Below are 25,041 nucleotides of genomic sequence, written 5' to 3' on the forward strand. Positions count from 1 at the left end.
GTGAGCTAACTTACTCGTCGATCACTTCGGGTGTCGCCGAGCGAACGTCGAACGCCGGGCTCTCGATGGGTTGAACGATGCTACAGACGTCGGCGTGCAGCGAGTAGGGCAGTCGGGCGACCCGCCGGCGATCGGCCGTCACGACGGGGTCGATCGGGATGTCGTACGTCTCGAGGAGGAGGTCGTTCAACACTTCGTGACTCTGCTCATCGTACCGGTGCGCCGGGTCCGTATCAAGGAGGTAGACGTGGACACCCTGCCCGCTGTACACGACCATCGTCTCCTCGGCATCGAAATCGTCTTCGAAGATATCGCGCACTTCGAACCCGTACTCGATGGCACGGTTGACGTCTTCGAAGGCGTACGGATACCCGGTTGGCTCGGCGTCGAGAATGCCGGCGGCGTCAAGAAGCGCCTCATCATCTCGATCGTCGACGTCGTCCGAGACGGCATCCGCAGCTCGTTCTCGGGCGATCTCCTTGGCGTCGATATCGACGAGGAGGACCCACGGTCGCTCCCAGTGATCCAGCGCGTAGTAAACGGCGTCGGGCCGTGGGTCCGGCTGCTCCAGTACCTCCGGATCAGCAAGCGCGAATTCACTCCGCCCCAGCGGGTCGTTGCGAGCTGGATGCCGAATGAACTCAACGACGTCCTCGAAGTCCTCGAACTCGGGCGTCGTTCGATCCTCTGACGCATCTGTCTGCCACGTATCCCGCCGGATGAAGCCCTTGTCCGGCACCTCGTCTTTGCGAACTGGGTAGGAATCCCGGAAGGCGACGGCGTACTGTTTCGGGCCGGTCGCCGTGATGAATTCCGGCAGATCATCCAGGTAGCGGGGGAACTCCTCGGCGTAGTAGGCGTGAATCTCCTTGCGGGTCGCCTGTCGCCAGGTCATTGGTTGAGGTCTTGATCGAGATTTTTGAAGCCTCGAACGGTGGTCAGGCCCGCAGCATCGAAGTCTCCAACGGCGTCTCTGATAGTCGCAAACGACCGGGCCGCCCGCCCGCTGACTCGCTCGTCGATCCGATCCACGTCGGCAAGGCTATCCAGAACGTCGAGCGCCGTTTCGCGATTGTTGAAGGCCCAGATCGCCTTGGCGTCCGCCGCGCTGAGTTTGTCGTAATCCTCGACCGGGGCGTGCCGGTTATTACTCGCGAGCTCTGCTTCGCCGGCCCAGACGAGATCGCCGTCCTCGTCGAAGCCGGCCACGTCCAGTACCGTGTCGTCGTCGGTTTCGTAGTACGGTTCCACGCGAACGACGTCGTCCCGCTGCTGGAGCCACAGCTCGAGGAGGCGGACACCCACTTTGTGTGGCGTTTTCTCGCCGAGATCGCCCGCTCCTGGGCCCGCTTTCAATTCTCTCCCAAGGAGGTCGCGGCCGTCCGGGAGGACAGTATAGTACTTGCGACCTGCTGCGGAGTCCGCTTCAACGAGGTCCTGCTCCGTGAGCCGCTCTATGTGGAGATCCTCGTATTCGTCCCGAAGCTGGCTCATCCTGTCCAGCAGCGTGTACTCGTCGTCTTCTCTGTTCACCACATCGAGGACGCGATTCAGGAACCGGACGTCGTCTCGACTGAGCCCGCGTTGTCGGAGCTCGTCATCGGGAACGGGCACGCTGCTTTCCTGAACGGGCGTTGCCCTGTTTTTCGGCTCCGCTGCTTGGTCACCAGCTGATTCCCCGTCCGTCTCGGTAGCCTGCCCGAACAGGGGGCTCATCTCTGACTCGTCTGCATCTGGGTTGCTGTCCGCCTCGGGCTGGGTGGTCGATGCGTCCTTGGTCGTCGATTCGCTGATGAACGCGGATTGCGTCGGGTCGGTTGCTGCATCGCCGTCGGCAGCCGAGCCTGCAGTGTCGGCTCCCGTACTCCCCCAGCCAGTCTCCTCCGAAGCAGTGTTCGACTCAGTCGCCTCTGCTAGCCCATACTGGGCCTGTGTCCGCTTGACCATCCGTGGCCGGGACACGGACTTGAAATGGTCTTTCTGGGGCTCTGTGAGCGGCTGGTCGCTTTCTGGATGCCCCGGCGCAATTGGGAGCGGCTGCAGCGAGAACGGCGGCGGCCCAGTCTCCCCGAACGACGGGCTCGGGAGCTGGGCGATCCACTCCCCACTCGGGAGCGTGTTGATTCGGTTACGGAGGTCGGTCGGGCTGAGGTCCTCGTGGGCAAGCGACTCTGCGAGATCACGCTCGATCGAGATGTTCCCGATGAGCTTCGTCTTGATGTTGTTCAACACCTCGTCGTAGGCCCGCTCGTTCCGATTCCGCACCTGCTCGGGGAACTGCATCACGAGCCCCATACTCAGGCCGAACGACCGGCCCTGCGGCAGGAGTTGCTCGGAGACGAGCTTCGTCGACGCCACCGGTGCAGCCTCCTCGATGATGAGGTTCGTGAGCTTCTCGTAGTCGGTCTGACCGTCGCGCCGGCGCACCTGGACGGCGTCCCAGAGGTTACTCAACAGGAGCAGGGTGATCGCTCGCTGTGCCTCCGGGCGAAGGTCGCCCAGATCGAAGATGATGGTCGCATCTTCATCGAGGAATTCGCGGAAGTCGAAGCGGTTGTCGACGTACTCGCCGGCGTCGTTCTGCTTGGGGACGTGGCTGAAGATCCGCCGGAGGTGCGCGTCCTCTTTGAGCTTGTCGAGGCGGTTCCCGACCGCGTCCATCGATACCTGGAACTGGTGGTTGTCCTTCGCGAAGTGGCGGGTCAGCGATTCCTCGATGTTCTGGTTGTCCGCAGAGACAAGGGGAATCGTCTGCTCGCGCTGCATTCGAAGCGCGGCGGCGAAGAGGTCGTCCAGCCCAAACACGTCACTCCCGTACTCCTCGTCGAACAACGCCTTGATCAGGTAGCTCAGAATCTCGTTCGCGACGAACGCCTGGCCGTACTGCTCGCGGCCCATAATCATCCGGAGGATGTCGTGGAAGTGATCGACCTTGTCCTGAATCGCGTCCTCACGGTTGCGACCGGCCTCGAGCGCGGGACGGATGTCGAAGAAGGAGAAGGCCGGAATGGTCTCCGGCACGCGGAAGTGGTAGACGTCGTCGAGGCCTTCGAACCGCTCGTAGTGGCAGCGCAGGTAGTTCTCACACATGCCGTCCCCCTTCGGATCGACGAGGACGACGGGGCCACCAGTCGACTCGCGGAGCGAGAGAGCGTCGTTGATGATGGCCTTCGACTTCCCACCACCAGTCGACGCGAACCGCCCGTAATGCGTCGGCAACAGGTCCGGCGGGATCTGGATCGGGTCCGGCCGTGGCTCACCGTTCTCGTCGAGGGCGTACCCGATCTCCATACCCTCCTGGAACTGCTGGATCAGGTCGGGATTGGGCCACGGCAGCGGATTTCGGCTCTGCTGTTCGGCACGAGTTCCCCGTGTCCCTTCGACGGTCAACTGTTCGGAGGAGGGGACGAGGACGAAGTTCGCGAGCTCCGTCCCACAGAGGACCAGTTCGGGCCGGGTCTTCCCCCGGCCAGTCGTCAACTCGCGATTGAGGAGGCGTTGAAGCGCGGCCCGTGCCTTCTTCTCCTTCGTTTTCTCACGGAAGCCGCTGTCCCGGAGGCGTTGCCCCTCGACCTCGTAGAACGGGCCATCAAGCGGGTCGAACACCGGGAGAAGCGAGTCCATCCGGCCATCGAGGTCGTCGCGGGTATCGTCGATGGGGACGCCGACGGCCCGGATGTTGACCGTGAACGACCGTTTGGCGTTCTTCGCGTCGATGTACTCGATCCGCTTCTCGACGGCCTCGCTGAGCTGCCGGTCGTCCTGATCGCTCCGCTGCTCCTCGACCTCGAACAATGATCCGACGACTTCCTCGAAAAACGTATCCCGGCCGTCGACGAGGCCCTCTTTCCGCACCTCCGCATCGGACTGCCAGCTGGCACGCCGCTGGAAGACGACCTGGAACGCGGTCGGCGCTATCGCCTCCATCAGATGGTCGATCAGCGACGCCAGCGCCGCGCCCGGTTCGTCGACGGACGAGTGGTCGCCGTTCGTTTCCTCTGCGGTGAACGGCGTCAGCAAGGTCATCCAGTCCTGCTTCCGAGATGTGGAGCCACACCACCGGACACCGAGCGGCGAGACAGCGTCTTGGGCCGGGCGAGCTAGAATCGTTCCTGCCGGTGTCATCGTTGGCTTCTCGATGGCCCGTCGCTCTTCGTTGTCGTCTGGAAGTGCATCGGGCGGCGCTAGTTCGAGGGCTGAGTCCCCGATAGTAACGTGATGATCGGGGACTCTCGTGGATGCCGTCCCGCCGTCGACGACGGGGTCTGCTTCGGCTGATTCGGCGTCCACTGATTCCTCGTCAATGGTGTCGTACTGTTCTGCCGGGCCAAACTCGTACTGCAGCCGTCCGGCCTCGTAGTGGTCGACGAATTCCTGCGGTGTGAGCTCGACTGGCTGGATGAGCCGGGCGGCAACGTCGACGTCGACGCGCTCGATGTCGAACGTGGCCGGATAGATGGAACGGAGGCGCTTTTCGAGCGTATCGAGGTGCGCATCGGCCCTGTAGATGAACTCTACTGGGTCGTCCGGGCCATCGCTGATCGCGAGGAACTCGAATCGGGGTGGTGTCTCACTGTGGAGCGGGTTCAGTTTCGCCCCGAGGCCCAACGAGCCGGGCGTGGTCAGTTTGTGGAGGCTGTCGAGGACTCGGGGGATACTCTCCGGATCGAGTCGTTCGGATGTCGGCGTGACGCGCAGGTACTCAGCCATCGTTAGTCTCTTCCATAGATCCGCCGTCTGGCTCAGCTTCGACGGCGTCTGAATCCTCGTTCAGTTCGCTCGTTTCGTCCGTTCCGTTCGTTGTTCGATGTTCGAGCTTTTCTTGGAACTCCTGCATCTCGGTATCGACGGCTTCATCTCCGGCACCGGGCAGCGAGGACCGAACTTGGGAGGTTGGGTCGAAGTCGATGACCTGCTTCTCTTTGGGCATCGCTTTGACCTGGATGCCGCGCCACTCGCCGTCGACGCCCACCAGTGCCTCGGAGAAGCCGGCGTCCTCGTTGCCGGGGACGGCGTCCTGGACGAATCGCATCTGCGCGTAGTTCAGCCCGAACTCGTCGGCCCACTCCTCGTCCATCCCGTCGAGGCGATGGAACTGCTTGACCGCACACTGGTCAAGGATCGCCTCGGATTCGGCGTGCTCGAAGAACTCGTCAACCGTCTGCGTGACCAGCCGGATCGAGAGGTCGTGATGCCGGTGGTGGCGGAACACCGTCTCGAGGAACGCCAGGCTCGCGGCGTCCTGCATGATGTAGCGGGCCTCGTCGATGTAGAACACGACCTCCTTCTCCGAGACCTTCGCCCGCTCGTACACCAGCGAGATGAGCAACTGCATCGTCAACGCCGTGCTGCTGTCGACGCTACCCTCCTGCTGGGCGAGATCGAGGTAGATGACTTTCTCGTCTCGGATGTCGAAGTCCGATTCTTGGCCGAGGTTGGCGTGGCGGCCGTCCGCCTCGAAAGGACGGAGTTGGTCAAGCAGCCACGTCGCGTCCTCCTTGATCTTCCCGGCCTCCTCATCGGACCGGACGACGAACTCCTCGGGGTTGTTGACCATATCCTCGAAGACGTCCATCATGCCCCGAATCGTCGGACTCGGGTTGTCGTGCGTCGAGATGTCGTCGGTGATCCCGTTGCGCTTGTACGCCCGCTTGAGCCCGAGTTCCAGTGTCGTCCGGCGGTCACCCAACGAGATGCCGCGAAGCGCGAAGAAGTTCGTGAGGAAGCTCATCGCGTCGTCGAGTTTCTCGTTGAACGGGCTGGCGTCTTCCCCCATCGCCCGTTGGACGTGCTCAGGCGTCTCCCGGATCTCCAAGGGATTCAGGCCGAGGGTTCCGCCGACGGTGATGCGTTTGGCGTCGAGCGCTTCGGCGACGCCGGCCCAGTTGTTCAGCGGTTCGAGGATGATGCCGATGCGGCCCTTGCTCTGCTCGACAGAGCGGATGAAGTTCTGCTTCGAACTGAACGACTTCCCCGAGCCCGTATCGCCGACGGTGAACATCGCGTACCCGTTGTCCCGGGCGAACGGGTCGATGACCACCGGGCTCTGGTTGTCCTTGTGAATCCCGAACTCGACGCCGCCCTCCTCGAGAATCGTCGCGTTGTGCGGCGAGGAGAGCAACGCGCCGACGGCGCCGCCGAGCGCAATCGACGTCCGTCCGAACTCGTTGTCGCCGATGGGCGCGGCGGACTGAAGGGCGAGGTCCTGCCGACAGATCGCCGTCTTTGGCGTGAGGTTCGCGGGGTCGTCACGGAGCGCGCTTTTGACCTTCTGGACAGCATCCTGGAGGTCGTCCTTCTCGTCGGCCCTGACCGTGATGAACATCCCCTGGTCGAAGACGTTCGCGCCGTTCTCGACGGCCTTGTACGTCGCTGCGGCCTCGTTGGCGCGCTCCTGCAGGTAGGCGCTCCGGACGCTCTGTTCGAGGTCGGCGTCGACCTGGAGGTCGTCAGCGATATCCTGCAGTTCGTTCCGGGCCCGCTCCTGGTTCTTCGGCGTGATGTGGGCCGTCAGGTCGAACTGCACGTCGGTCATCTCGAAGAGCTCGGAGAGATAGCCGTCGTTGGGGTAGTCCGGGTAGTTGGCGATGTACAGCGTCGTCGTCCACTGCTCGCCGACCTGTGCCGCACGCGTCTCCCACTCGATCGCCGCCGACGCGGTCACCGTCTTGTGTGACTCGGCGATGTCGTCGAGGAGCTGGCGTTCGGCCGCGCCCTGTTCGATGGTCTCCTCGTCGAGCAGGTCCGAGAACTCGACCTCTTCCTCGTCGTCTTCGCTGTACCAGTCCCAGAGGAATTTCCTTCCGGTTCCGACCAGTACCGCGAGCAGAATGTAGAGGGCTGTACCCTCGACTGACGTCGGATTCGTGAGCCACTCCGTGAGCTGGGCGACGGCTCCGCTGCCCGTCTGGAGGACGAGGTTACGCATCGTGGGCATCCTCCCGGCGTGAATGGCCGATGATCGGTTGTTCGCGAACGACGCGCTCGGCTTCGTCGTAGTCGTGTTCGCGGCCGTTCCAGAAGTCCATATTCAACACGAAGAGTTCGACCGTGCCGAGCCGGCGGGCGGACCACCCCGAGGCCTGCTGGATGAACTCCGACCGCACGTCGTTGACTCGGCTGTCCAGCTTCTCGAACATCTGGGCACGGCGCTCGACGTCGGTAAGGTCCTCTCGGCGGGTCACGAACGGATTGAAGAGGAATCCGATGACGGGGAACTGGGTCAGCTTCTCGGCCGGCGTGCCCTCGTCGCGGAAGCGGTCGTAGACCTCTATCGGGCTGACTTGGACGCCGATGTAGTACCGGACTTGCTGGATGCCCCGGTCACGCATCTCCTTCGGCCGTGTCTCCCGGTACTCCTCGAGGAGTTCCCGGAAGATCGGGTTCTCCGTGACGTCTTCGTCAGTGAGGCGCTCCTCGATGGTCTCGGTGATCTGCTCCACCGGAAATGAGCGGGTTGTCGCGTGGAGTTTGAGCTCGGAGTCGAGTTCCTTGTTGGCGAACTCCTCGCCGGCGTCCTGGAGCTGGGCCCAGTCGTCGGACATCGCGAAGTCCATGTTGTCCGGGTCGATCTCGATGAACGCCTCCATCGTGCCGTCGGCGCGCTGGATCGCACCAGCCCCCGGCCACGCCCGTTCGATGTTCGTGAGGTCCTGCGTTCGTTCGTCGGGCTTGAACGGCGTGTAGTTCGCGAGCCCGCCCTCGTTGCGCTCTGTCTCGTTGGTACTACTGTTGGCCTCCTCTGGGGAACTGAACGTGATCTGGGGGCGCTTGACGTAGCGATAGACGTCTTTCGTCCACGTCCACGCGTTGAGGTGGTCGGGCGAGACGTAGACGATTGCAACGCCGAACCCGAACCCCCCTGCGACGAACGGGAGAGCAAGTGATTCGATGCCGGTGAGGCCCGCGACAAACAGGCCGACGATCGGGAAGGCGATGAGGACGCCAACGTCGCCTTCCTCGATGTTGAGGGAAGGGATGCGACTCTCCTCACCGAACTGGTCCATGATGCGCCGTGCGGCTGCGTCTTGGTCGATGGACATGGATTGTTAGTAGCTTCCAGGGTCGTTCTCGGTCCGCCGGTAGGACGGCGTCCCGCTGTCTTCGTCGCTATTCGAGCCCCGAGATGCAGCTTTCTGCGCCACAGCGTGGCCCGCTGCGGCCTTCGGTCCCCATCGGGCCGCCGTCGTCGCGACGCCGGCGCCACCGATATAGGCCCCAGCGGCGACACCGCCGATGAGAGCCGCTCCCTTGGTCGCACCGCCGAGAACCTTCGCCGTGAGTGGGGTCGCGTATTTGAACGTCTTCCAAGTCAGGTAAAGTGCGATCAGTGGGAGTGATGCCGCGACTAGATACCGCAAAAACGGACTACTCGGAGCGATGGCGTTCTGAGAGTACAGCAAGTCGTATCCTTTGAACACCACTGCTGCAGGCAGAGGCAGGATCGCTAACGGGACGAATTTCTTGCTAAAGCCCATCGCGATATCCGAGAGCACGGGGATGTTTCCGTAGGCCAGCGCGAACGCAATCGGCATCCCATACACGTAGACGTAGAGCAGGACTTCGCGAATGTAGTAGAGGGCCTCCAAAGCCCACATCGAGAGTCCTCCAATAAGTGCGAATACGAGTGAAAGCCCAGGGTTTGTGATTGAGACTTCGAGCAAGTTGAGCATTGCATCGGCTAAAGAACCCAGACTCGGCATCAGGGCAATTGTGAACCCATCCACGATGTAGAGTCCAAGAATACTGACCCAGTACCAGCTGATAATCAGAAACGCGCCGACCCAAGCAGTTTTCTTGGTGCGTCTGGCCTCGTATGCACTTCCAATATTGAATATACGGATCGTGTGACGCCCCTGAACGCACATCACGAGGAGGAGCAGCGAGATCAACATGATCTCACCACCGACAAGCGCGTCCTGAATTGACGGCCACGGGGCATTACTGGGCTCTCCGAAGACGAACGCACCATCCGTCTCCGGCGTTGGTGTCCCAAACATCTCCTCGGTGAGGGTCTCATAGCCGGAACGCAGGCCGTGCATGAAGAGGCCGACAATCCAATCGACGGCCTCTTTGAACCCCTCAAGGACGACGTCGATTAGATCAACCATGGTTAGGTCTCACTGATGGAAATTTCGCAGTTATCGGTTTCTTGGGCGCCTGAATACTGGATACTGTACGTTTTGGTGACTCGGTCCCTGCTAACCCGCGTCTCGAGTATTAGTTCAAACTCACCAGTCTTCGACTCCTCCGAGCAGGACGTGCCTGCTCCAGGAACGAAAGCAAACGGGGAGCGTGAACTATAGAGCGTAATTTGCTCCCCGGGCACGATTATGATCTGCTTGACCTCGGAATCGGATTCCGGGTCGTAAGTCCCGCTTACGTCTTCATCATCGACATAGTTCGTTCCCTCTTCGTCGGACGGATAGGGGACATCACCGATGAAGAGCAATTTTGTAACCGCATCGGGCCCAGTTCCCTGGTTTTCGAGTGTGACGTAAGCCTCTTCATCGATTTCGCTTTCTGATTCATCCCACATCTCTTCGGGCTGGTTTCTACCGATGCCCATCTCGACGATCCCGAGGTTTGGCTGGACAGAAAGCGAGCTCTCACCAACTGTTTCCTCACCGCTGAGTGCTACTATTTCGTACTCACCAGGAGCGTACGTTGTGCCGATATCAAATGAGACTTGTTGGGAACCTGTGGCGACCTCCCGCTGTCCGAGCAGTTCGCCGTCCGGTTGGATGAGGTTGATCTGGTCGAACTCCGAATCCGAATCGAACTGGACTATGAGTTCTGTTCCTTCGACAGTCACCTGCCGGAACACACCGGATTCACCTTTTGGACTTGAACTACCGTTAGGGCCGGCACTTCCGTTGTCATCCATACAACCGGCCATGCTCGCCAGAGCGGTACCGGCGACTGTTCGGAGGGCGGTCCGTCTACTGATGTGGGGATTGTTTCGAGTCATGGGTTTTTCTGGAAGATCTCTTCGGGGCCGAGCATCCGCAAGAGTCGCTTGCCGGCGTAGAACATCACGAAGAACGGCAGCAGCTGCCAGCCGACCTCGAACACCAGCGTAAGCCAGCCGTCGATTGTCCCAAGTGGATGCCAGCGTGCCGTCGCGGAATCGCTTACGTACGCGGGATTATGGCCAAGCCACGAACCCGGATGGTACCGAGCCGTGTAGATCCCCGGCTCGTCGATCGTCACGATTGCAACGCCTGATTCGTTGGTCTCAACGCGCTGATCTGCGACGGTGATGTACCCGTTCCGGGTGGTTCCGCCAATCGGATACTGACGGCTATCGTCGAGCGTGATTGGGGCGTCGGTCTGATTGTCCCGTAGCTCGATTCTGAGGGTCGCCTGTGACTGATTCTGTTCGAGGACCTTGACCGTGAGGTTGCTGCGCCGGAGTTGGCGCTCGGAGCCCCCATCCGGTTCGACAATCGAGGCGTTCACACCCCGCACGATCCCCGCAACGTGGAGCGCTTCGCGGTCGATGGTCTCCGCCCGAACGGCGACGCCGTACGTCGTCGTGTACGACTGGTTGACGATGTCGATGTTGATGTTCTCGCCGATGGTGCCGACGGGGGACGGGCGGTCAGTCCCCCATGTCTCGATGAGTTCGGGGCCGTCCCGGACCGGCTCAGCACGCGGGCCGATGCGTGACGGATACGCGTGGACGTACACCGGAATCGCGTCTGACTCGACGGTGGCGCTATCCATCCGGTTCGACCGAACGAGTGTGTCCCAGTTGGTGTTCCGAGCCGTGTAGAACCGCCAGATGCCACGGACTCGTGCCTCACCGTCCTCGGTGAGCGTATATCCCTGCCACGGCCGCGACTGGAAGATGGCCACACCGCCGTCGCCGTCCGGGTACTCCGCATAGTAGGGATACGCCGAGAGGTCGTAGATCTCGACGGCGATCGAATCGGAGACGTTCCGTGATTCCGTCCGATAGGTGACGTCGGTGTCCGTCCGGTTACCACGCTCGGTCCTGACAGTCTTCTTCAGCCGAACGCGAATCTCCGCCTCCAGCGTGAGATCCGCACTCCAGTCGTCCTCGATTTGGTAGTCGAGGGCAGGCGTATGGGACCCGGCACGCTCGGCGATGGTCTCGCCGTCCTTCTTCAACCGGACTTCCTCGGTCTCGTGCTCCGTGAGCGACCACGAGATAGTCGTGTTGCCGGAGGAACTCCCGTTGGGCACGCGAACGCGGTAATCAACGAACCCCCGCATCGTCCCATTCGGCGCGATATAGAGTGGGGTTTCACCGGACTCGAGGTGCCCCCGAGTAGAGGGCTGGACCGCGAAAATCGTTGCGTGGGCGTCTTCGATGAAGACCCCGTCCTCAAGGTCCGCGTGCGGCGGATACACGGACGTATCTGCCCCGCCGGCGTCGAGGTTCTCGAAGTCGTTGCGCGTCCACGTCGCCGCGGTCGCGGGCGGCCGTTTGAACGTAACGTCCGTCCCGTTGGCGACCTGATGGACAGCGGAACGGTTCTCGCCGTAGCGCTGGCGGTACTCCTCCTGGCTGATGTAGCTGTCCGCATCACGTGACCACAGCGTTGCCGACTCGTTTTCCGAGAGTCCATTCCCTTCCGTACCTGGTCGCGGCGGGTCAGCGGCGACGAGACCCGTGACTAGGCTCGTCACGAGCAAGCCGGCCATGACCACGGCGAGCTCTCGATGGTTCATAGGGCTCGCGATGGGGACTACGGGGTGGTTACCAGGGGACGAGGTCGACACACTGCGCCAGCGGGAGGCCCATCATCGACCCAGCAACGGTGTACAGCGGGCCGAGGACGACGAGGACGACCGCGGACTTCATCGCCGAGCGCTTGTGCCGCTTCAGGCCCTTCTTCTGCTCTGGATTGAGGGTGAACATCTCGATGAGGGAGTCAGCCTGCCAGACGATGGCGAGACCGACGATCCCCAGCGCGGTGGTCAGTTGGAAGAACCCCTCAATCATGCTCGGAAGGTTGTCCGCGCTACAGACGGCGTTGCTTTGGGCGGCGACCGGCTGGACGGCGAACAGGCTCAGGAGAAAGACGGTGAGCGCTGCCTGCCGAGGGATCGTGTTGGTCAGCGGTGACTCGGTGTCGATGCTACGCTCAGGGTCGGAGGGACTCTGGTCCTGTGACATAGCGGGTCAATCATCGGTGGCGTCTCCAGCCGGTGGCTGGTTCTGCTGCTCTTCGACGAGCGACTGGAGGTCGTCGAATCGGTTGGTGTCCTCTGCGATCTCTTCGAGGGTGTACCCCTGCTCGCGGGCCCGTTCGAGGAGATCGCGGAGTTCGTCGGGATCAACATCGCGGACTTCCATTTCCTCGCGGAGGGCGCGGCGATAGAGGGCGGAGGCGTTGATGTGGTCGTTCCACATCAGGTACAGGTCATCGATGTCCTCAATGGTGACTGACCTCGTAATCATACGTGCGGGTATGGGTATGTACCGGCTGAGTCTCGGTACATATTGGTGCGGTAGCTGGATAGTGAATAAATACTTTCTGGCCATCAAGTGATACAAGTTTGTTGGGTAGATTATAACCAAATTATGAGTTGCTTCTACAGAAAACAGTCTTAACCAACAATCTGGAGGCTGGTGAGCACCTGTTGGTTAAGAAACAGCGCAAATTCACTTACTCGACCTCCACAACTTCGCCGCTGCCCTCGTCGAGGTCGTACTCGTCCGCCACTTGATCCGCGATGAGTCGGTCATCGGTGTGTCCAATCGCCGTAACCACCGGTATATTGGCTGTGAAGATCGCCTCTGCAACCCTCTCGGTGTTAAGTGCTTGGAGGTTCGAATCACTCCTGCCCCCACGACCGACGATGATCGAATCGACGTCCTCCAAGCGGCCGAGATGGTGAATGCCGTTCACGATGGACGTCGGCGCGTCCGACCCCTAGACGGTTGTGTCCTTCACCAAGATGTCGACGGTGGGGTCCTGCTCGCGAATCGCTTTCTGAATGTCGTACCGGGCGTCCCCTCGGAGGGAAGTGACAACGCCGACGCGATCCGGTCGTTGAGCTGGGACACGCTGAGGACCGCTCTCGAATCGGGGTTGACCGCCTGCCGTTCGGTATCCGGTGCGTCCGCCATCTCCGTTTCCTGACTTCTGAACAGGACCCTCAAAAAGCTACGTTCGAGTGCTGGGGTTGGCTGCGTTACGCAGGCCTACAGATCGCGGGGCTGGACCGTCTTCCGGTCGTTGGCTTCGGCACGCTCAATGACGTTATCAAGCAGTTCTCTGACTCTTCGATGAAAGTCTCGCTCGTGAACTTGATTAAGAAGCATAGATGAGTAGTAATACACACGCAGATGGGCCACGTCTACTACCACCACCTTGGTGACAAGCAGTTCTCTCTTGACTTCGTCCATCCAGATCCTGACGAAATCGTCTCGCAGATCGTCGGCTACGGCGATGACGTCGCAGTGAAGGTCCAGAAATACGATATTGACAAAACGTTCTACGTTATCTACACATCCCGCGTCGGCGGTGGACCTGTCCAAGAGATTGATTTTAACCTGAACGAGTCGCTCTCAGAGATGAGTGCCGACAACAGTACCATCGTCGTTCGTCTCCTCGAGATTTACCGCGCACTTATCGCTCAGAACGAAGAAGAAGAGGGAACTCCCGTTGAGGCGTACAAGAATATCGACGTCGATGCACTGCCGGACGTTCTCGACCGGACGTCGTGGGAAGGATCAGCAACAGATGTAGCGGGCCGACTCGCCTCGAATCTGATCCTCAAACACGCGCTTCCGAATGCCAACCATCGAACCGCTGTTGCATTGGTTCAGTTCTACCTCCGGCGTCTAAATCCGGATTTCGCTATGCCAGAAACCTCCGTAGAGACCGATCCAAAATCCTACGACTGGCGGGAATGGGTGAACCAGTACATCAACGAATCGAAGCGACTGTTGACCGTTCGACGGAAGAACGTCCTCTTCAAGCACCTGTATAGCTTCGGTGCGCGAACGCTTGAGCGAAAACACGCAGTTGAGATCGACCTGACTGAATACGAGCTGGATATGTACCCAACTGAGGCGAAAATCGTCTACGCGGAGAAGCACGAGGATCTCTGGGTCACGTTCGTTGAGGAGGCTGTCGACCGTGCCGGCTATCCGGAGCTAAAAGACACGTCTGGCCTCTCGAAAGCAGAATTCGCGGAAAAGATCCGGAATCTCGACTAAGCGGCTCTACTAGTCTTGAAGCGTGGCGACTGTTCGGCCCGTTTCCTCGGCCTCTTCGCTGCGCGACATATTGTGTGTCGCGAGCGCTTCGTCAACCGCTTGGTCAAGACTCATTGGTCAACCGAATCTTAGTTCTTCTACTGTATAAACGCTTGCCTCGCTCTGGAGAACAGAGATAGAGCCCCTCCCCAAGCCCTAGTCAACCAGTTCATAGTGATTGACAAGCGTATTATGAGCTATTTGTCTGGGTCGTATTTCAATTGTCTTGGGTAATGAATGGTGGCCTGGCAAAGATATCATAAGGAGTAGGCGAGAAGTGGCGACATATGGGTAATGGCCGGGTGTTACCGGTGCTCGCTGTAGAGGATCAGCATCTACTGGTCAATGAAAACGGTTCTATCATTCAAGTACAGAGTAATATTCAGCGCCAGGTGACCCCCGGAGACTACGTCAACGTTGAAAATACTCTTGGACAGGACAAAGCGGTCGGCGTGGCGAGAGAAGATGATCCGTCGGGCCAACATGCACGAGTAGAGAAAGTCACCGATGACTACATCTTAGTCCAGACGAACAGCAGATCACGGATACTCGCAAATCCGGCTGAGGATGTCTCACCGGGGGATGGCGTGTTGCTTACGGAACTAGGTGAATTCTACAAAGTATTTGAAGACGGTATCGTTGAACTCGACGATACCACCCTAGACCCCCTGCGAGAGGTAAACGAGACTGACTCGTCTGATCTCACACCAAAAAACGTTCCTGACAAAGAGTATGCGGATTTCGGTGGGATGGACGATGTCGTTGAGGAAGTGAAATACAAAGTGGAAGTCCCTCTCAAGGAGCCAGAACGATTCGAGGATGTCGGGATGAGTGCTCCGAAAGGCGTGCTGTTCTACGGCCCACCGGGGACTGGCAAAACGTATCTGGCGAAAATCGTCGCGAACCAAGTCGAAGATGCGTCATTTTACAGCATCAGAGGCCCAGAGTTGTCTCATGAGTTAGTTGGCGGGACGGCACGGAAGCTCCGCGGGTTGTTCGAGAATGCCAAGAAAAATCCGCCAGCAATCATCTTCTTTGACGAAATAGATTCGATGGCACCGCGACGGGACAAGACAAGGGATGCCGGTCGCCGAACCGTCGGCCAATTGTTGTCGTTAATGGATGGCATCGAGGAACGCGGGCGAGTGGTAGTCATCGGGACGACCAATCTGATTGGGGCAATCGACCCAGCCCTTCGGCGACCAGGTCGGTTCGGACGGGAAATAGAGTTCCCCCGTCCGTCGCGCGAAGGCCGACGAGAAATCCTCAATATCCACAAACCGGACGTTGAATTCGCTGACACCGTGAGTCTTGAGAACCTTGTCGAGAAGTCGAGTGGTTGGACTGGTGCTCATATTGAGTCGTTATTCGAAGAGATTGGAGAGATTCTGCTGAAGGGAGAACGGGACAGGGAGGGGAGTCCGACAATTCGTCGGATGGACGTTGAACGTGCCTATGAGAGGGTACAGGCACAAATCAATAACAAGGAGGCACAACGACGACGAGAGCAAGAAGCCGAGGAGGGCGCAGACTAATGGGACTAAAAGAACGGATTTCGAACCGGTTAGGAAGGGAGAATGGAGAGGACCAATCCCCAAGTGATGAGTCACCAGAGGATGATTCTGTTGAGGACTCCGATGACCGAGAGCCTAACGATGAGGAAGACGACCGCGGGTACGAGAGGGAACTTCGGGAGTTCGTCTACCTGGATCGGGATAGCGTTGTAAGTCTTCTTGCGTCGATCGAAGGAGCCATCAAACAAGAACGGATCGAGCAGATTGGGAGTCGGTCAACGAAGCGTGTTGCTGGTGGTGTGAACGCGAGTATTTCTGGGGTGGGCGCAAAGGTAGAGGGCGAACAGGTTGAGATGGGGGAGAATTCATCCGAAGTGGTACACAACTACGCGATTCAGTCACTCTTCGACCAGTTAGATCAGCATCGACGGCACGACGAGGATGTTGGCCTCATCGATTCGGACGAGGAAACCGAGATAGATGTGTCCGAAGTAACCCGAGGGAAGATCCTTCGGGTTGATGTTGAGCTGGAGACGCACTATCTATACCGATTTTATAAGGTGATGATGTATCTCCAAGAGAATATTCCGGAGGCAGTTGTTCCAGAGGACGAAGATGTCCTGGAGCTTATCGAATCAATGTTTGGGGCAAAAATCCCGGTGAGTGGACGCGTTCTCGATTACCAGGTGAAGAACGGGAGAATTCAGCCAGGTGACCCGGACGATTCTGACGGAGAGCCACTCCATATCGTGGGTCAGCTGAACGCCCTGAAGCTCTGGCAAGACGTTCCTGATGCCCTGTTTGACGAGGAAGAATACACAGTGTTCTGTCGTGTCGAGGAGACGTATGGCGAAGAGTCGTGGCACCCGCTAAGCCTCGCACAGAAAATCGAAACAGTCTCTCCGCCGCTGGCTCAGCTATTAACCCAATTTATGGAACGTGCGGCGTCCCTCGCCAAAGAGGAGGCGAGCGAACAGTTCAGTGACGATACAGACCTAGACGATTGGATAGATACGCTCGCTAAATTTGATGAACGAGCAGGGATTGACGAGGTCGGGGACGATCTTCATCGCGGGTTCATAACCGAGTATGTAGTTGAAGAAGGAGTCCCAACACTCTCCCCCTATGGCGGAACAGAACTGATTGACTTTTACACTGATTATGCGACGTATCTTCGAGACCACGATGTCTCCCTCTCGAAGGATGACGAAGCAGAAGCTACTGACTACATGATATTCGAGGAACACAGGTCTATGGGTGGTGAAGAAGAAGCTATCGATGTTGATGTCCTCCAAATCGAATCGCAAATAGTAGCCATCTATTGGTGACAGTAGATCAGGCAGATTCCAACCGGATCAGATGATATCTGCTCCGTTACCAGAGCTCCCCATTGAACTCGGAGAGGTACTACGCTGACCTCCAACAGTGCCTTTTTGCTATGATTGAGGGAGAGTCGATACCTTCACTCTTCAATCGATCTGTTCTAGTGCTTCGGTTGCGACATCACCGAGTTCACCAGCTTCAATATGCGAGTAGCGCTCCCGAACCATCTCCTCGGAGTTATCTAAGTAACGGGCAGCGACCGTATACCCAAACGCACGGACAAGTACCTCCCCCATTCCACGTCGACCACCATGCGGGGCAAGATAATCGTGTTTCGGATGGTCAATGCCGATCTCTGCGTCATCCGAGAGCCGTTGGAGAATCGACCGTGCGCCGTCCGTCGTGATCGACGGCGGCCGAATGTCCTCATCGAGCGCTAGCAGCAGGTCGCGAGCGTACTTATCACGGCGTTCACCGATTGCTTCTGGGCGTTCCCCTCGTTCAGCTAGCTCTTCCTGAACGAGCCCTGCGAGCGTCCGTTGGTCGAACGTCGGAAACACCGGCCAGCGCTCCGTCGGTGGATCCATCAGCTGGCGGTGGCTCCGCAGCGGCGAAATTACCGGATCAGGGAGGCTCGCCGCATCCCACTGCTGTTTCTTCCGGTAGACATCCATACTCCCGTCGTCAAGGGAGAGGTCCTCCCAGCGGACGCCGCGCCGGCGCGGGTCGTTCGGATCTCGGAGGAGTTCCCCGACGCGGACAGCTGTATACGCGAGAACGAACACCAGAGCCCGATCACGAGCCGCCTTCAGCGCCGCGTAGCGCGCTCGCTGCTTGTCGAGAGAGTCAGCATCCTCCGGCAGTGTCGTGTATGCCTCGATGGCATCGCGGGCCTGCTCGTCGACATAGCGGGTGAAGGTATGGCGCTGTTCGGACGTCCAGGCCTGCTGGTCACCGGGCTTGCGGCCGTCGTCCTCCGGCAACGGCGCCATCGCACTCGCCCGCTGCGCGTAATGCGTCTCGAGATAGCCCTCGTTGACACACCAGCCGCACCACGCAGAGATATATCGGTAGTAGGTTTGTACCGTGTTCTGCTTGAGTCCCCGGTCTCCACCGAGATGCCGGGCGTACTCCCGGAACACGCGTTCGTCGAGATCGCTGAAGGTCGGCTCCCGGTCGACACCGTCGGGGACGATCCCGGTCCAGTCCTCGTCGCCACGGTGGCCGGCGGCCCACTCCGCGAACCGCTCCAACTCGCGTGCAGCGTTTCGTCGGTAGTTCCCGCCGTCGCCACCGCGGCCTTTCCCCTTGTCTTGGAGGTAGCGCTCGAAGCTGTCGTTGAGAGAGCTTTTAGAACGGGAAGAAGACCGATCGTCGCTCATCGGGCCTCACCTCGGCGCTGCGTTATCGAAATTCCTCGGCTGTGATCGTCTCGAGATACTCCACACTGACGTACTGGAATTCGATCCGGTCGCTGAAGCCGTGTTGCGGCAGGAGCGTCTCGGCCGCCCGGCCCGCCGGTTTGTCGGTCGTGAGAAGAACAACGTGGTCTGACTCTCCGGTATCGAGTACCTGAGCAGCAAGCCCCACGAGTGCTGTGTCCGCTTTTTCGGTGATATCTTCGTCGCGGTCGGTCTCGTTGGCGATGAACCTTCGTGCTTCGTCCATCACCGTTGAGACGATCGGATTGGCGTAGTCGAGGTCGTCGGCGACGATGATCCACCTTTCCTCGAAGCCATCGGGATTGGGTATGTTCCCGGAGGGATACTCTTCGGCTGCCGGATCGCCCCCGATCTCTTCGTAGACACGCTGGGGGACATACAACGAGACACCTGCCTGTCGGAGTGCCCGACGGAGCCGTTGAAATTTGTCCTTGCCCGGGCCACCACACCGGACGAAGACGCCGGTATCGGCGATATAGACCGTCGTCATGCAACCGCGTCGGCGTACTCGGCGGCAACCGGTTCCAGTGCCTGGAGAATGATCTCGGCTTCAAGCGGTGAGAGGTCGAGTTCCCGGGCCGCAATCCGATGGTTGACCGTGCCATCGACGTACTCGTAGGCGTACTCAAGCGCGACGGCGAGGCCATCAAGACCGTGACGCCCGATGTAGATGTCGATGTCCTCATCATCGTCGCGGCGGGCAACGGCAGCGATGAGTGCTGGCGTGATCGTTTGTGTTTCGCCGTCCGTCGAGAGAGTAAGTGCAATCGACTCGGCGTCGTATTCGTACGGGCGTTGATCACGAGCCTTCTCCACTAACCCAGCAGTTTCGAGGTTCTGCACATAGTCGTAGGCGGTCCCCTGAGGGATGTCGAGTTCGTCGACAAGTTCGGATACGGTGACTGGACCGTGTTGTAGGATATGGGCGTATAGCCGAGCGAGTGCCGGCGTGTCGAGAAGGTCGGCCACCGTCTGAAGCTGCTGAATTGGTGGTCGGCCTGACCGCGGAGGTGATTGCGCCATCTCGATTACGAATTATCGATAATTCGCGATAAGGTTTCCGGCGACAGAGCGGAGCTCGCAACCGACCCGACACTCGCGGGGGATCAGCCGCTCGCAGTGGCTCTACTCTGGGGGAAGCGTCTTCCTGAGGCGATTGCAGCATTCGTGCTTCACCGACGGCGTCGGGGTACTTCAAAGTGGTCGTGATTATCAGAGTAATCACGAGTAGTTAGAGTATGGGGTGATTCCCTCGATTTCAGTACCCTCAGGGTGTGGAGCCACCGAAACAGACGTGTGTAGACCGTATAGTGCAATACAGAAATTCGCTTAATCTCCACGCAGAGGTTCGGAGGGTACGCCCATACAAAACGATTAATATCTGACAGAAGGTGAGTGGTGTCACCTCTCATCGAACCAATTCGAGCATCTCCTCCACACAAGATTCAAATAACCGAGAAATGACGATGACACAAGAGGTGCTGAAAAATGGTTGACAAACGAATGTCGCTCACATTTTCGGTCAGGAATAATCCCGGGCGATATGCACTACTTCTCGGGTCAGGAGTCTCCACTGGTGCAGGCGTCCCGACTGGGTGGGTAGTTGTCGAAGATTTGATTCGGAAACTGGCTGCAGCGAGAGAAGAAGATCTGCAGCACGATCCGTTCGACTGGTACAAAGAGGAGTACGGAGAAGAGGCTGCCTATGACGACCTGATTGGTGAGTTGGCAGGCTCGCAAGAGGAACGACGATCACTGTTGGAAGACTACTTCGAGCCGTCAGAGGAGGAAAGAGGTCGTGACGAGAAAACCCCGACCAAGGCACATGAGAGCATTGCCTGGCTTATCGACAACGGGTACATCGATGTAGTTCTCACCACGAACTTTGACCAGCTGCTTGAGGATGCGTTAGCCGAATACGGTGTCAAGCCTGTCGTGATAACAGGGCCAGAATCAGCTCGGGGCGCTGAGCCACTTGCACACCAGGATGCGGTTGTTATCAAGGTGAATGGCGACTACAAAGAAACCGATATCAAGAACCTTGCAACCGAGCTGGAGGAGTATTCAGAACCGATGCAGGAACTCATCGACCGAGTTTTCAAAGACTACGGATTGATTGTGTGCGGTTGGTCAGGGAAGTGGGATACACGCCTGCGAGAGTCGCTTAAATCATGCAAAGTACATCGATACTCGACTTACTGGTCCCACCACGGAGAACTTGAAGAGGAGGCAGAACCCCTCGTGTCGCACAGGGATGCCATCACTATCCAGAACGAGGGTGCTGCTCGGTTCTTTTCTGAATTGAAAGAGAGCGTCGAAGCACTGGAGGGCGCGGAGTCCGCGGCACCACTCTCACGCGAGGTGGCCCGCGAACGAGTGAAAAAGTACCTGACCCGGGAACAGCACAAGATAGATCTTGCCGATCTTATCAAAGAGGAAGCTGAGGAAGTGAGCGCGGAGATATTTGAGGAGGAGCGGTTTCCCCTACATAACGACTCCGGCGAGATCACTGTTGAGGACAGGCTTGAAGAATACGGCAGCGTAGTCGGAACCCTGGCTGTGGCTACAATGACTTGTTCTTACTGGGGAAACCAGACAGTGAATATCGGTCTCAAGCCGACGGTTCAGGCCATACAGCACATTGGCTCTACACCATCACCGGAGAATAAATATACTCCTGCTCTAAAGCTACTGAGGCGTTACCCCGCTACACTCGTTATGTATGGGGTGGGAATGGCGGCACTGGCTTCCGAGAATTGGAACGTCATCCAGAAGCTACTATCGCAGACAACAGTTGAGGTTCACCGTTCATCGTTATCGTATTCAGATAGATCTGGGAAGGAGGCCCAGTTCGCACTCCACCCGTGGAGAATATCAGATAAACTCGGATCGGGATTCGAGCGCGAACGTCAGGAGAAATCCATTCGGTCCCAAATAAAAGACCAGCTTCGAGAGCCGGCAATGGATTTCCTTTCCTCCTCGACTGCATATGAACAATCGTTTGAGGATTTTGAAGCGATAGCGGATTTAGCACTCATTGAAAGAGTCGAGAGTCGGGATGGCGAGATGAGACTCATGGGGACGACTTACTGGGGAGAAACTGTCTCACATCTAAGAGAGTCCCTTGATGAACAGGGTGAGGATTGGGGTCCTTTGCAGGTGGGTATGTTCGAAGCCTCTCCGGACCGGTCGAGGGACCTTCTTGATACGCTAGAAAATCTTTCCACAGCATAGCCGACGCCACAATCGGTAGATATGAGTGGTTGCGGTGGGCAATTACGCGAGAAATTGGACACACCAGAGAAGACAGTTCACAACCTAGACTATTTTAATATAGCTCGTAATATGTAGATGAAGATAAATGCCGAGTCGCAGTTCTGACCAGGAACTTGACGAGATAGGTGAAGCCCAACTCGTTACTCAACTTCGCCCATACCCGGTCGAAGCATACGAGAAAGACTACGGTCCTGATTTTATCGTTAACCTCACTGATGATGACACCGACGACTCCACCCATCAAAACATCCGCAGTGATCACTTCCTCATCCAACTGAAATCAACCGGTAAATTCGATTCTGATACCGAAACTGTCCATGCGAAACTCACAATTGAGCATCTCAAACAATACATGGGGCAACCCATTCCAGTTGTCCTCGCTATCTACGACGACACCACTAGAGAAATCTACTGGCGTGTCATTCAGGAATACGTCTGGGATACCCTCACCGACGAGAATCCGGACTGGCGGAGTCAAACAACTCATCGCATTACCATCCCGCGCTCACGCCTAATCACGGATCACGAACGTCTTGAAGCCGCCATCAACCGCACGCAAAGCAGGATCGACCGGCGACGACAACGAGCACTGAATATTGGCGAAGGTGTCGCATTCACACCCGAGGACTTCTCCGAGCTGGAAGAACACGCCGAACAGGAACGCCTCAGCTACCGTGGGCACAAACTCCTCATCGCGCAGCAGTACTTGAAGCGTGGTGACGAAAACGAAGCCACAGAATCCATCGAGGAAATCCTCAACGCCGACTATGACGACGAAGCGACGGTCAAAGCTCTCTTCGCGCAGATTTATATGCGAAATCCTGCGGATGGTGAAGAGGCCGTGGAGATGGCGGAATTCGCGCACAAAGCTCGTGAACTCGCTGCCAACCTTGAGATGGATGTCGATCAGCATCTCGCAACTATCTTCCAGCAGGTCGCTGCGCTGTTCGTGTTCGCTGAAAAACGCACAGAAATGATCGCCACGGACCGCATTCAATCACTCGATGAATTCGAGGTTCCGGAATATGGGTACCTGCGAGACGAACTATCTGCAGATCTGTTTCACGACGAACTTGCTACGATGAATGCACTCACTGAAGAACTCGCAGCCCTCCTTGATAACGAGGAATATTATGCGTATGCGGTTGCACTGCCAGAGATCATCAATTACCTCACCAAACGCAGACAACTTCAGGTGCTCTCCAAGAACGATCCAGAACCCGGAGATTCCGTCACTGTCGATACCGGCTCTGGTTCACCTAAGGGGGCAGGTAGCGACGACACAGAGGGTGAAGAAACTACACTCAACGAGACGCACCCATTAGTCAAGCAAGCTGAACAGCTTGCAGACTTTGTGACAGAACCAGAACTTGAAGCTAACCTCCGAAAAAGCGTTGGCCTATATCACTATTGCAGCCGAGATCCCGAGATCGCAACAGAATTTCTCAGTGATGCGCGAGAGCTTGCCATCGAAAGCGGTGAAACAGCCCTGGAAGATGCGCTCGACGATCAAATCGAGCGTATCGAAGACGTTCCGAACCCATACGATACCTCACAATATGATGAAGACGATGATCGTGACCGACAGGAAATGGCGAAGAAGATTCTGGAGATACAGGGTATCGAGGTTGATCTTGAAGATCCGCCGGACCCGTACGAAGCCGATCCCATGACTGTGATGGGATACCACGCGGTTCGTGATGCTGATCCGGAGCCGTTGTATCGGCACTGCGAACATCTGCATTTGGCATACTCACCAAGTGAAGCAGGCAAACTTCTCGGGATGGGCTCGTTTGGGTCCAAATATCTCTGGTGTCAACACGGCGGATTCAAGTATGGAACAAGTCTGACAGACATGTTCGACCAGTTCAAATCCGAGTATTGTGATGGCTGCAATCATCATTGCCCACGCCCCGATGACTGGGAGTTCTCGAAAGATCTGGAAGATGAGGTTGAGGTCGTTCGGTACGACCCGACTCTGAAGTCACGTGTCGTGCCGCACTCTCTCCACTTGGACGGGAATCGGACCCGGTATATCGACACGGAAAGTGATGAGACAGTCGGTGAGGACGGGTATAGTCACGACGTGAACTTCATGTACGTCCCAGCAGACCGGGATGACTGGGTTGTGGCTGAAGCGCAGGATATCCAGTACACGGTATTCACGACAAACCGGGACGACGTCGCAGCGGTTGACGCACCTGGATTTGTGGACCGGTACTCGAAGCGGTGGGACATTGAGATTGAGTACAAGATGATTCAGCCGATGGTCCCCTCAATCGCGTCACGGGATTACCGAATGCGGTATTTCTCCTTCATCTTCAGCTGTCTGCTGTACAATCTGTGGCGGCTAGTTGACCACTCGTTGAAGGTGCTGGTGACAGAAGCCTACGACGACTACGGCCGTTCATCGTTCGATGAGCGGTTAGACCCGTTATTGCCGATGGCGGATCTCCTAGCCTCCTCGCTCATACTGTTCATGTTGAGTGATGGGCTCGATCCACCGGACTAGTACTGGATAACTCCCGTGTTTGCTGAGACTCGGTAGCGACGCGTATCGTCTACACTCTTTTATTTCGTCTGTTCGTATCATAATTCGATAATTGTTTTTCGTGAGCCGCGCCCTAAGCAGCTCCAAGCGACTCAGATCGCGGTGAACCCCCGAACCCACCCGTCATTCGTTTGTAGCACCCCCTACCCTCCGAACCTTTGGAAGGACGAACTTTGGCTCTGAGTTCGTTGGATTTGAACCTCGATGCGCCACCCAGTATATATCAATAAAAAGGCAAGACGTGGCGGGAAGCCTGGATCCCCAGATATTCGTCGAGTTACAAACATTATCCGGGTCGCTGCATCCGATAATAGTGTTCCACTCCCTTGCCAACGGATTGTTTTCCTCCTGTACGCGGGCGTTACATGCTGTACTGCAATTCGGAAACAGTTCACCACTTCCAGTTTCCAGAAATCATTTCACTTGACCCGGTAGGAGAGGAGTGTGAGAGTTGAATCAGGCGTAATGGGGAGCGTCAGAGCAGAGATCTCTGTAGTTGCAGCCGGAACACTCGCTATTGATTTCAGTTGGGATGAGGTCGCGTTCGTCTCTCCAATACTCTAGGTTATGAATACGAAACGGACCGTGATCGTGTGGTATGAGTACCCCCGGTAGTAGGGTCCTATACGATGCTAAGGGAGGGGGCAGTTACCGTTTGCAATCACAGCGGGTATGATTGGCTTAGTCTTATAAGAC

General features: G+C 57.8%; 18 protein-coding genes and 1 pseudogene. 5 read left to right on the plus strand and 14 right to left on the minus strand.

Annotated elements, in window-relative coordinates; translation table 11 throughout:
* Window positions 1–10 precede the first annotated feature (10 nt).
* The 11 genes and pseudogenes from JT689_RS00005 to JT689_RS12475 all read right to left on the minus strand — a co-directional run.
* A complete protein-coding gene (locus JT689_RS00005; protein WP_010904031.1) occupies window positions 11–895 on the minus strand; it encodes a DNA primase in 885 nt (294 codons plus the stop codon).
* Complete coding sequence (locus tag JT689_RS00010; protein ID WP_010904032.1) at window positions 892–4,710, minus strand: ATP-binding protein; 3,819 nt, start codon at window positions 4,708–4,710, stop codon at window positions 892–894. Before JT689_RS00010 ends, JT689_RS00005 begins: the two co-directional genes overlap by 4 nt.
* Window positions 4,703–6,937, minus strand: a complete 2,235-nt coding sequence (locus JT689_RS00015; protein ID WP_010904033.1) for a VirB4 family type IV secretion system protein — start codon at window positions 6,935–6,937, stop codon at window positions 4,703–4,705. The genes JT689_RS00010 and JT689_RS00015 overlap by 8 nt, the downstream gene beginning before the upstream one ends.
* Window positions 6,921–8,042 carry a hypothetical protein gene (locus tag JT689_RS00020; RefSeq protein WP_010904034.1) on the minus strand — a complete coding sequence of 374 codons (1,122 nt, stop codon included), beginning with the start codon at window positions 8,040–8,042 and terminating at the stop codon, window positions 6,921–6,923. Before JT689_RS00020 ends, JT689_RS00015 begins: the two co-directional genes overlap by 17 nt.
* A gap of 6 nt (window positions 8,043–8,048) precedes the next feature.
* Entirely contained in the window at window positions 8,049–9,110 is a 1,062-nt protein-coding gene (locus JT689_RS00025; RefSeq protein ID WP_136361216.1) for a hypothetical protein, read from the minus strand.
* Between the two features lie 2 nt (window positions 9,111–9,112).
* Window positions 9,113–9,826: a hypothetical protein gene (locus JT689_RS00030; RefSeq protein WP_049892760.1), complete on the minus strand. Its 714-nt coding sequence runs from the start codon at window positions 9,824–9,826 to the stop codon at window positions 9,113–9,115.
* A 140-nt stretch (window positions 9,827–9,966) separates the two neighbouring features.
* Window positions 9,967–11,700, minus strand: a complete 1,734-nt coding sequence (locus tag JT689_RS00035) for a hypothetical protein (protein WP_205250724.1) — start codon at window positions 11,698–11,700, stop codon at window positions 9,967–9,969.
* A 28-nt stretch (window positions 11,701–11,728) separates the two neighbouring features.
* Window positions 11,729–12,148, minus strand: a complete 420-nt coding sequence (locus tag JT689_RS00040; RefSeq protein WP_049892758.1) for a hypothetical protein — start codon at window positions 12,146–12,148, stop codon at window positions 11,729–11,731.
* Window positions 12,149–12,154: 6 nt separating this feature from the next.
* Entirely contained in the window at window positions 12,155–12,433 is a 279-nt protein-coding gene (locus tag JT689_RS00045) for a hypothetical protein (protein ID WP_012289712.1), read from the minus strand.
* A 208-nt stretch (window positions 12,434–12,641) separates the two neighbouring features.
* A complete protein-coding gene (locus JT689_RS12285) occupies window positions 12,642–12,884 on the minus strand; it encodes an exodeoxyribonuclease VII large subunit (protein WP_229373324.1) in 243 nt (80 codons plus the stop codon).
* Window positions 12,885–13,180: 296 nt separating this feature from the next.
* Window positions 13,181–13,258, minus strand: a pseudogene (locus tag JT689_RS12475) (DUF1931 domain-containing protein); the annotation flags it as partial.
* A 66-nt stretch (window positions 13,259–13,324) separates the two neighbouring features.
* Between JT689_RS12475 and JT689_RS00055 the strand changes: the two are divergent.
* The 3 genes from JT689_RS00055 to JT689_RS00065 all read left to right on the plus strand — a co-directional run bounded on the left by JT689_RS00055 (window position 13,325) and on the right by JT689_RS00065 (window position 17,081).
* Complete coding sequence (locus JT689_RS00055; protein WP_012289710.1) at window positions 13,325–14,200, plus strand: hypothetical protein; 876 nt, start codon at window positions 13,325–13,327, stop codon at window positions 14,198–14,200.
* Between the two features lie 350 nt (window positions 14,201–14,550).
* Complete coding sequence (locus tag JT689_RS00060) at window positions 14,551–15,774, plus strand: AAA family ATPase (RefSeq protein ID WP_158308649.1); 1,224 nt, start codon at window positions 14,551–14,553, stop codon at window positions 15,772–15,774.
* Window positions 15,774–17,081: a hypothetical protein gene (locus tag JT689_RS00065; RefSeq protein WP_205250678.1), complete on the plus strand. Its 1,308-nt coding sequence runs from the start codon at window positions 15,774–15,776 to the stop codon at window positions 17,079–17,081. Before JT689_RS00060 ends, JT689_RS00065 begins: the two co-directional genes overlap by 1 nt.
* A 141-nt stretch (window positions 17,082–17,222) precedes the next feature.
* On the opposite strand, the gene JT689_RS00070 is transcribed toward JT689_RS00065, so the two are convergent.
* Genes JT689_RS00070 through JT689_RS00080 form a run of 3 tightly spaced genes read right to left on the minus strand, consistent with a single transcriptional unit; the run spans window position 17,223 to window position 19,541 of the window.
* Window positions 17,223–18,458 (minus strand): phage integrase SAM-like domain-containing protein, encoded by a 1,236-nt coding sequence (locus JT689_RS00070; protein WP_012289707.1) that lies wholly within the window; start codon window positions 18,456–18,458, stop codon window positions 17,223–17,225.
* 22 nt (window positions 18,459–18,480) lie between these two features.
* Entirely contained in the window at window positions 18,481–19,008 is a 528-nt protein-coding gene (locus JT689_RS00075; protein WP_012289706.1) for a hypothetical protein, read from the minus strand.
* Entirely contained in the window at window positions 19,005–19,541 is a 537-nt protein-coding gene (locus JT689_RS00080; RefSeq protein ID WP_012289705.1) for a helix-turn-helix domain-containing protein, read from the minus strand. The genes JT689_RS00075 and JT689_RS00080 overlap by 4 nt, the downstream gene beginning before the upstream one ends.
* A gap of 465 nt (window positions 19,542–20,006) precedes the next feature.
* On the opposite strand from JT689_RS00080, the gene JT689_RS00085 reads away from it, so the two are divergent.
* Both JT689_RS00085 and JT689_RS00090 read left to right on the plus strand, forming a co-directional pair.
* Entirely contained in the window at window positions 20,007–21,752 is a 1,746-nt protein-coding gene (locus JT689_RS00085) for an SIR2 family protein (protein WP_136361728.1), read from the plus strand.
* Window positions 21,753–21,879: 127 nt separating this feature from the next.
* On the plus strand, window positions 21,880–24,306 hold the full coding sequence (locus JT689_RS00090) for a DUF4365 domain-containing protein (RefSeq protein ID WP_205250679.1): 2,427 nt from the start codon (window positions 21,880–21,882) through the stop codon (window positions 24,304–24,306).
* Window positions 24,307–25,041: the final 735 nt, after the last annotated feature.

Origin of the sequence: Halobacterium sp. GSL-19 (assembly GCF_016917855.1) — an archaeon.
Taxonomy (GTDB): domain Archaea; phylum Halobacteriota; class Halobacteria; order Halobacteriales; family Halobacteriaceae; genus Halobacterium; species Halobacterium salinarum.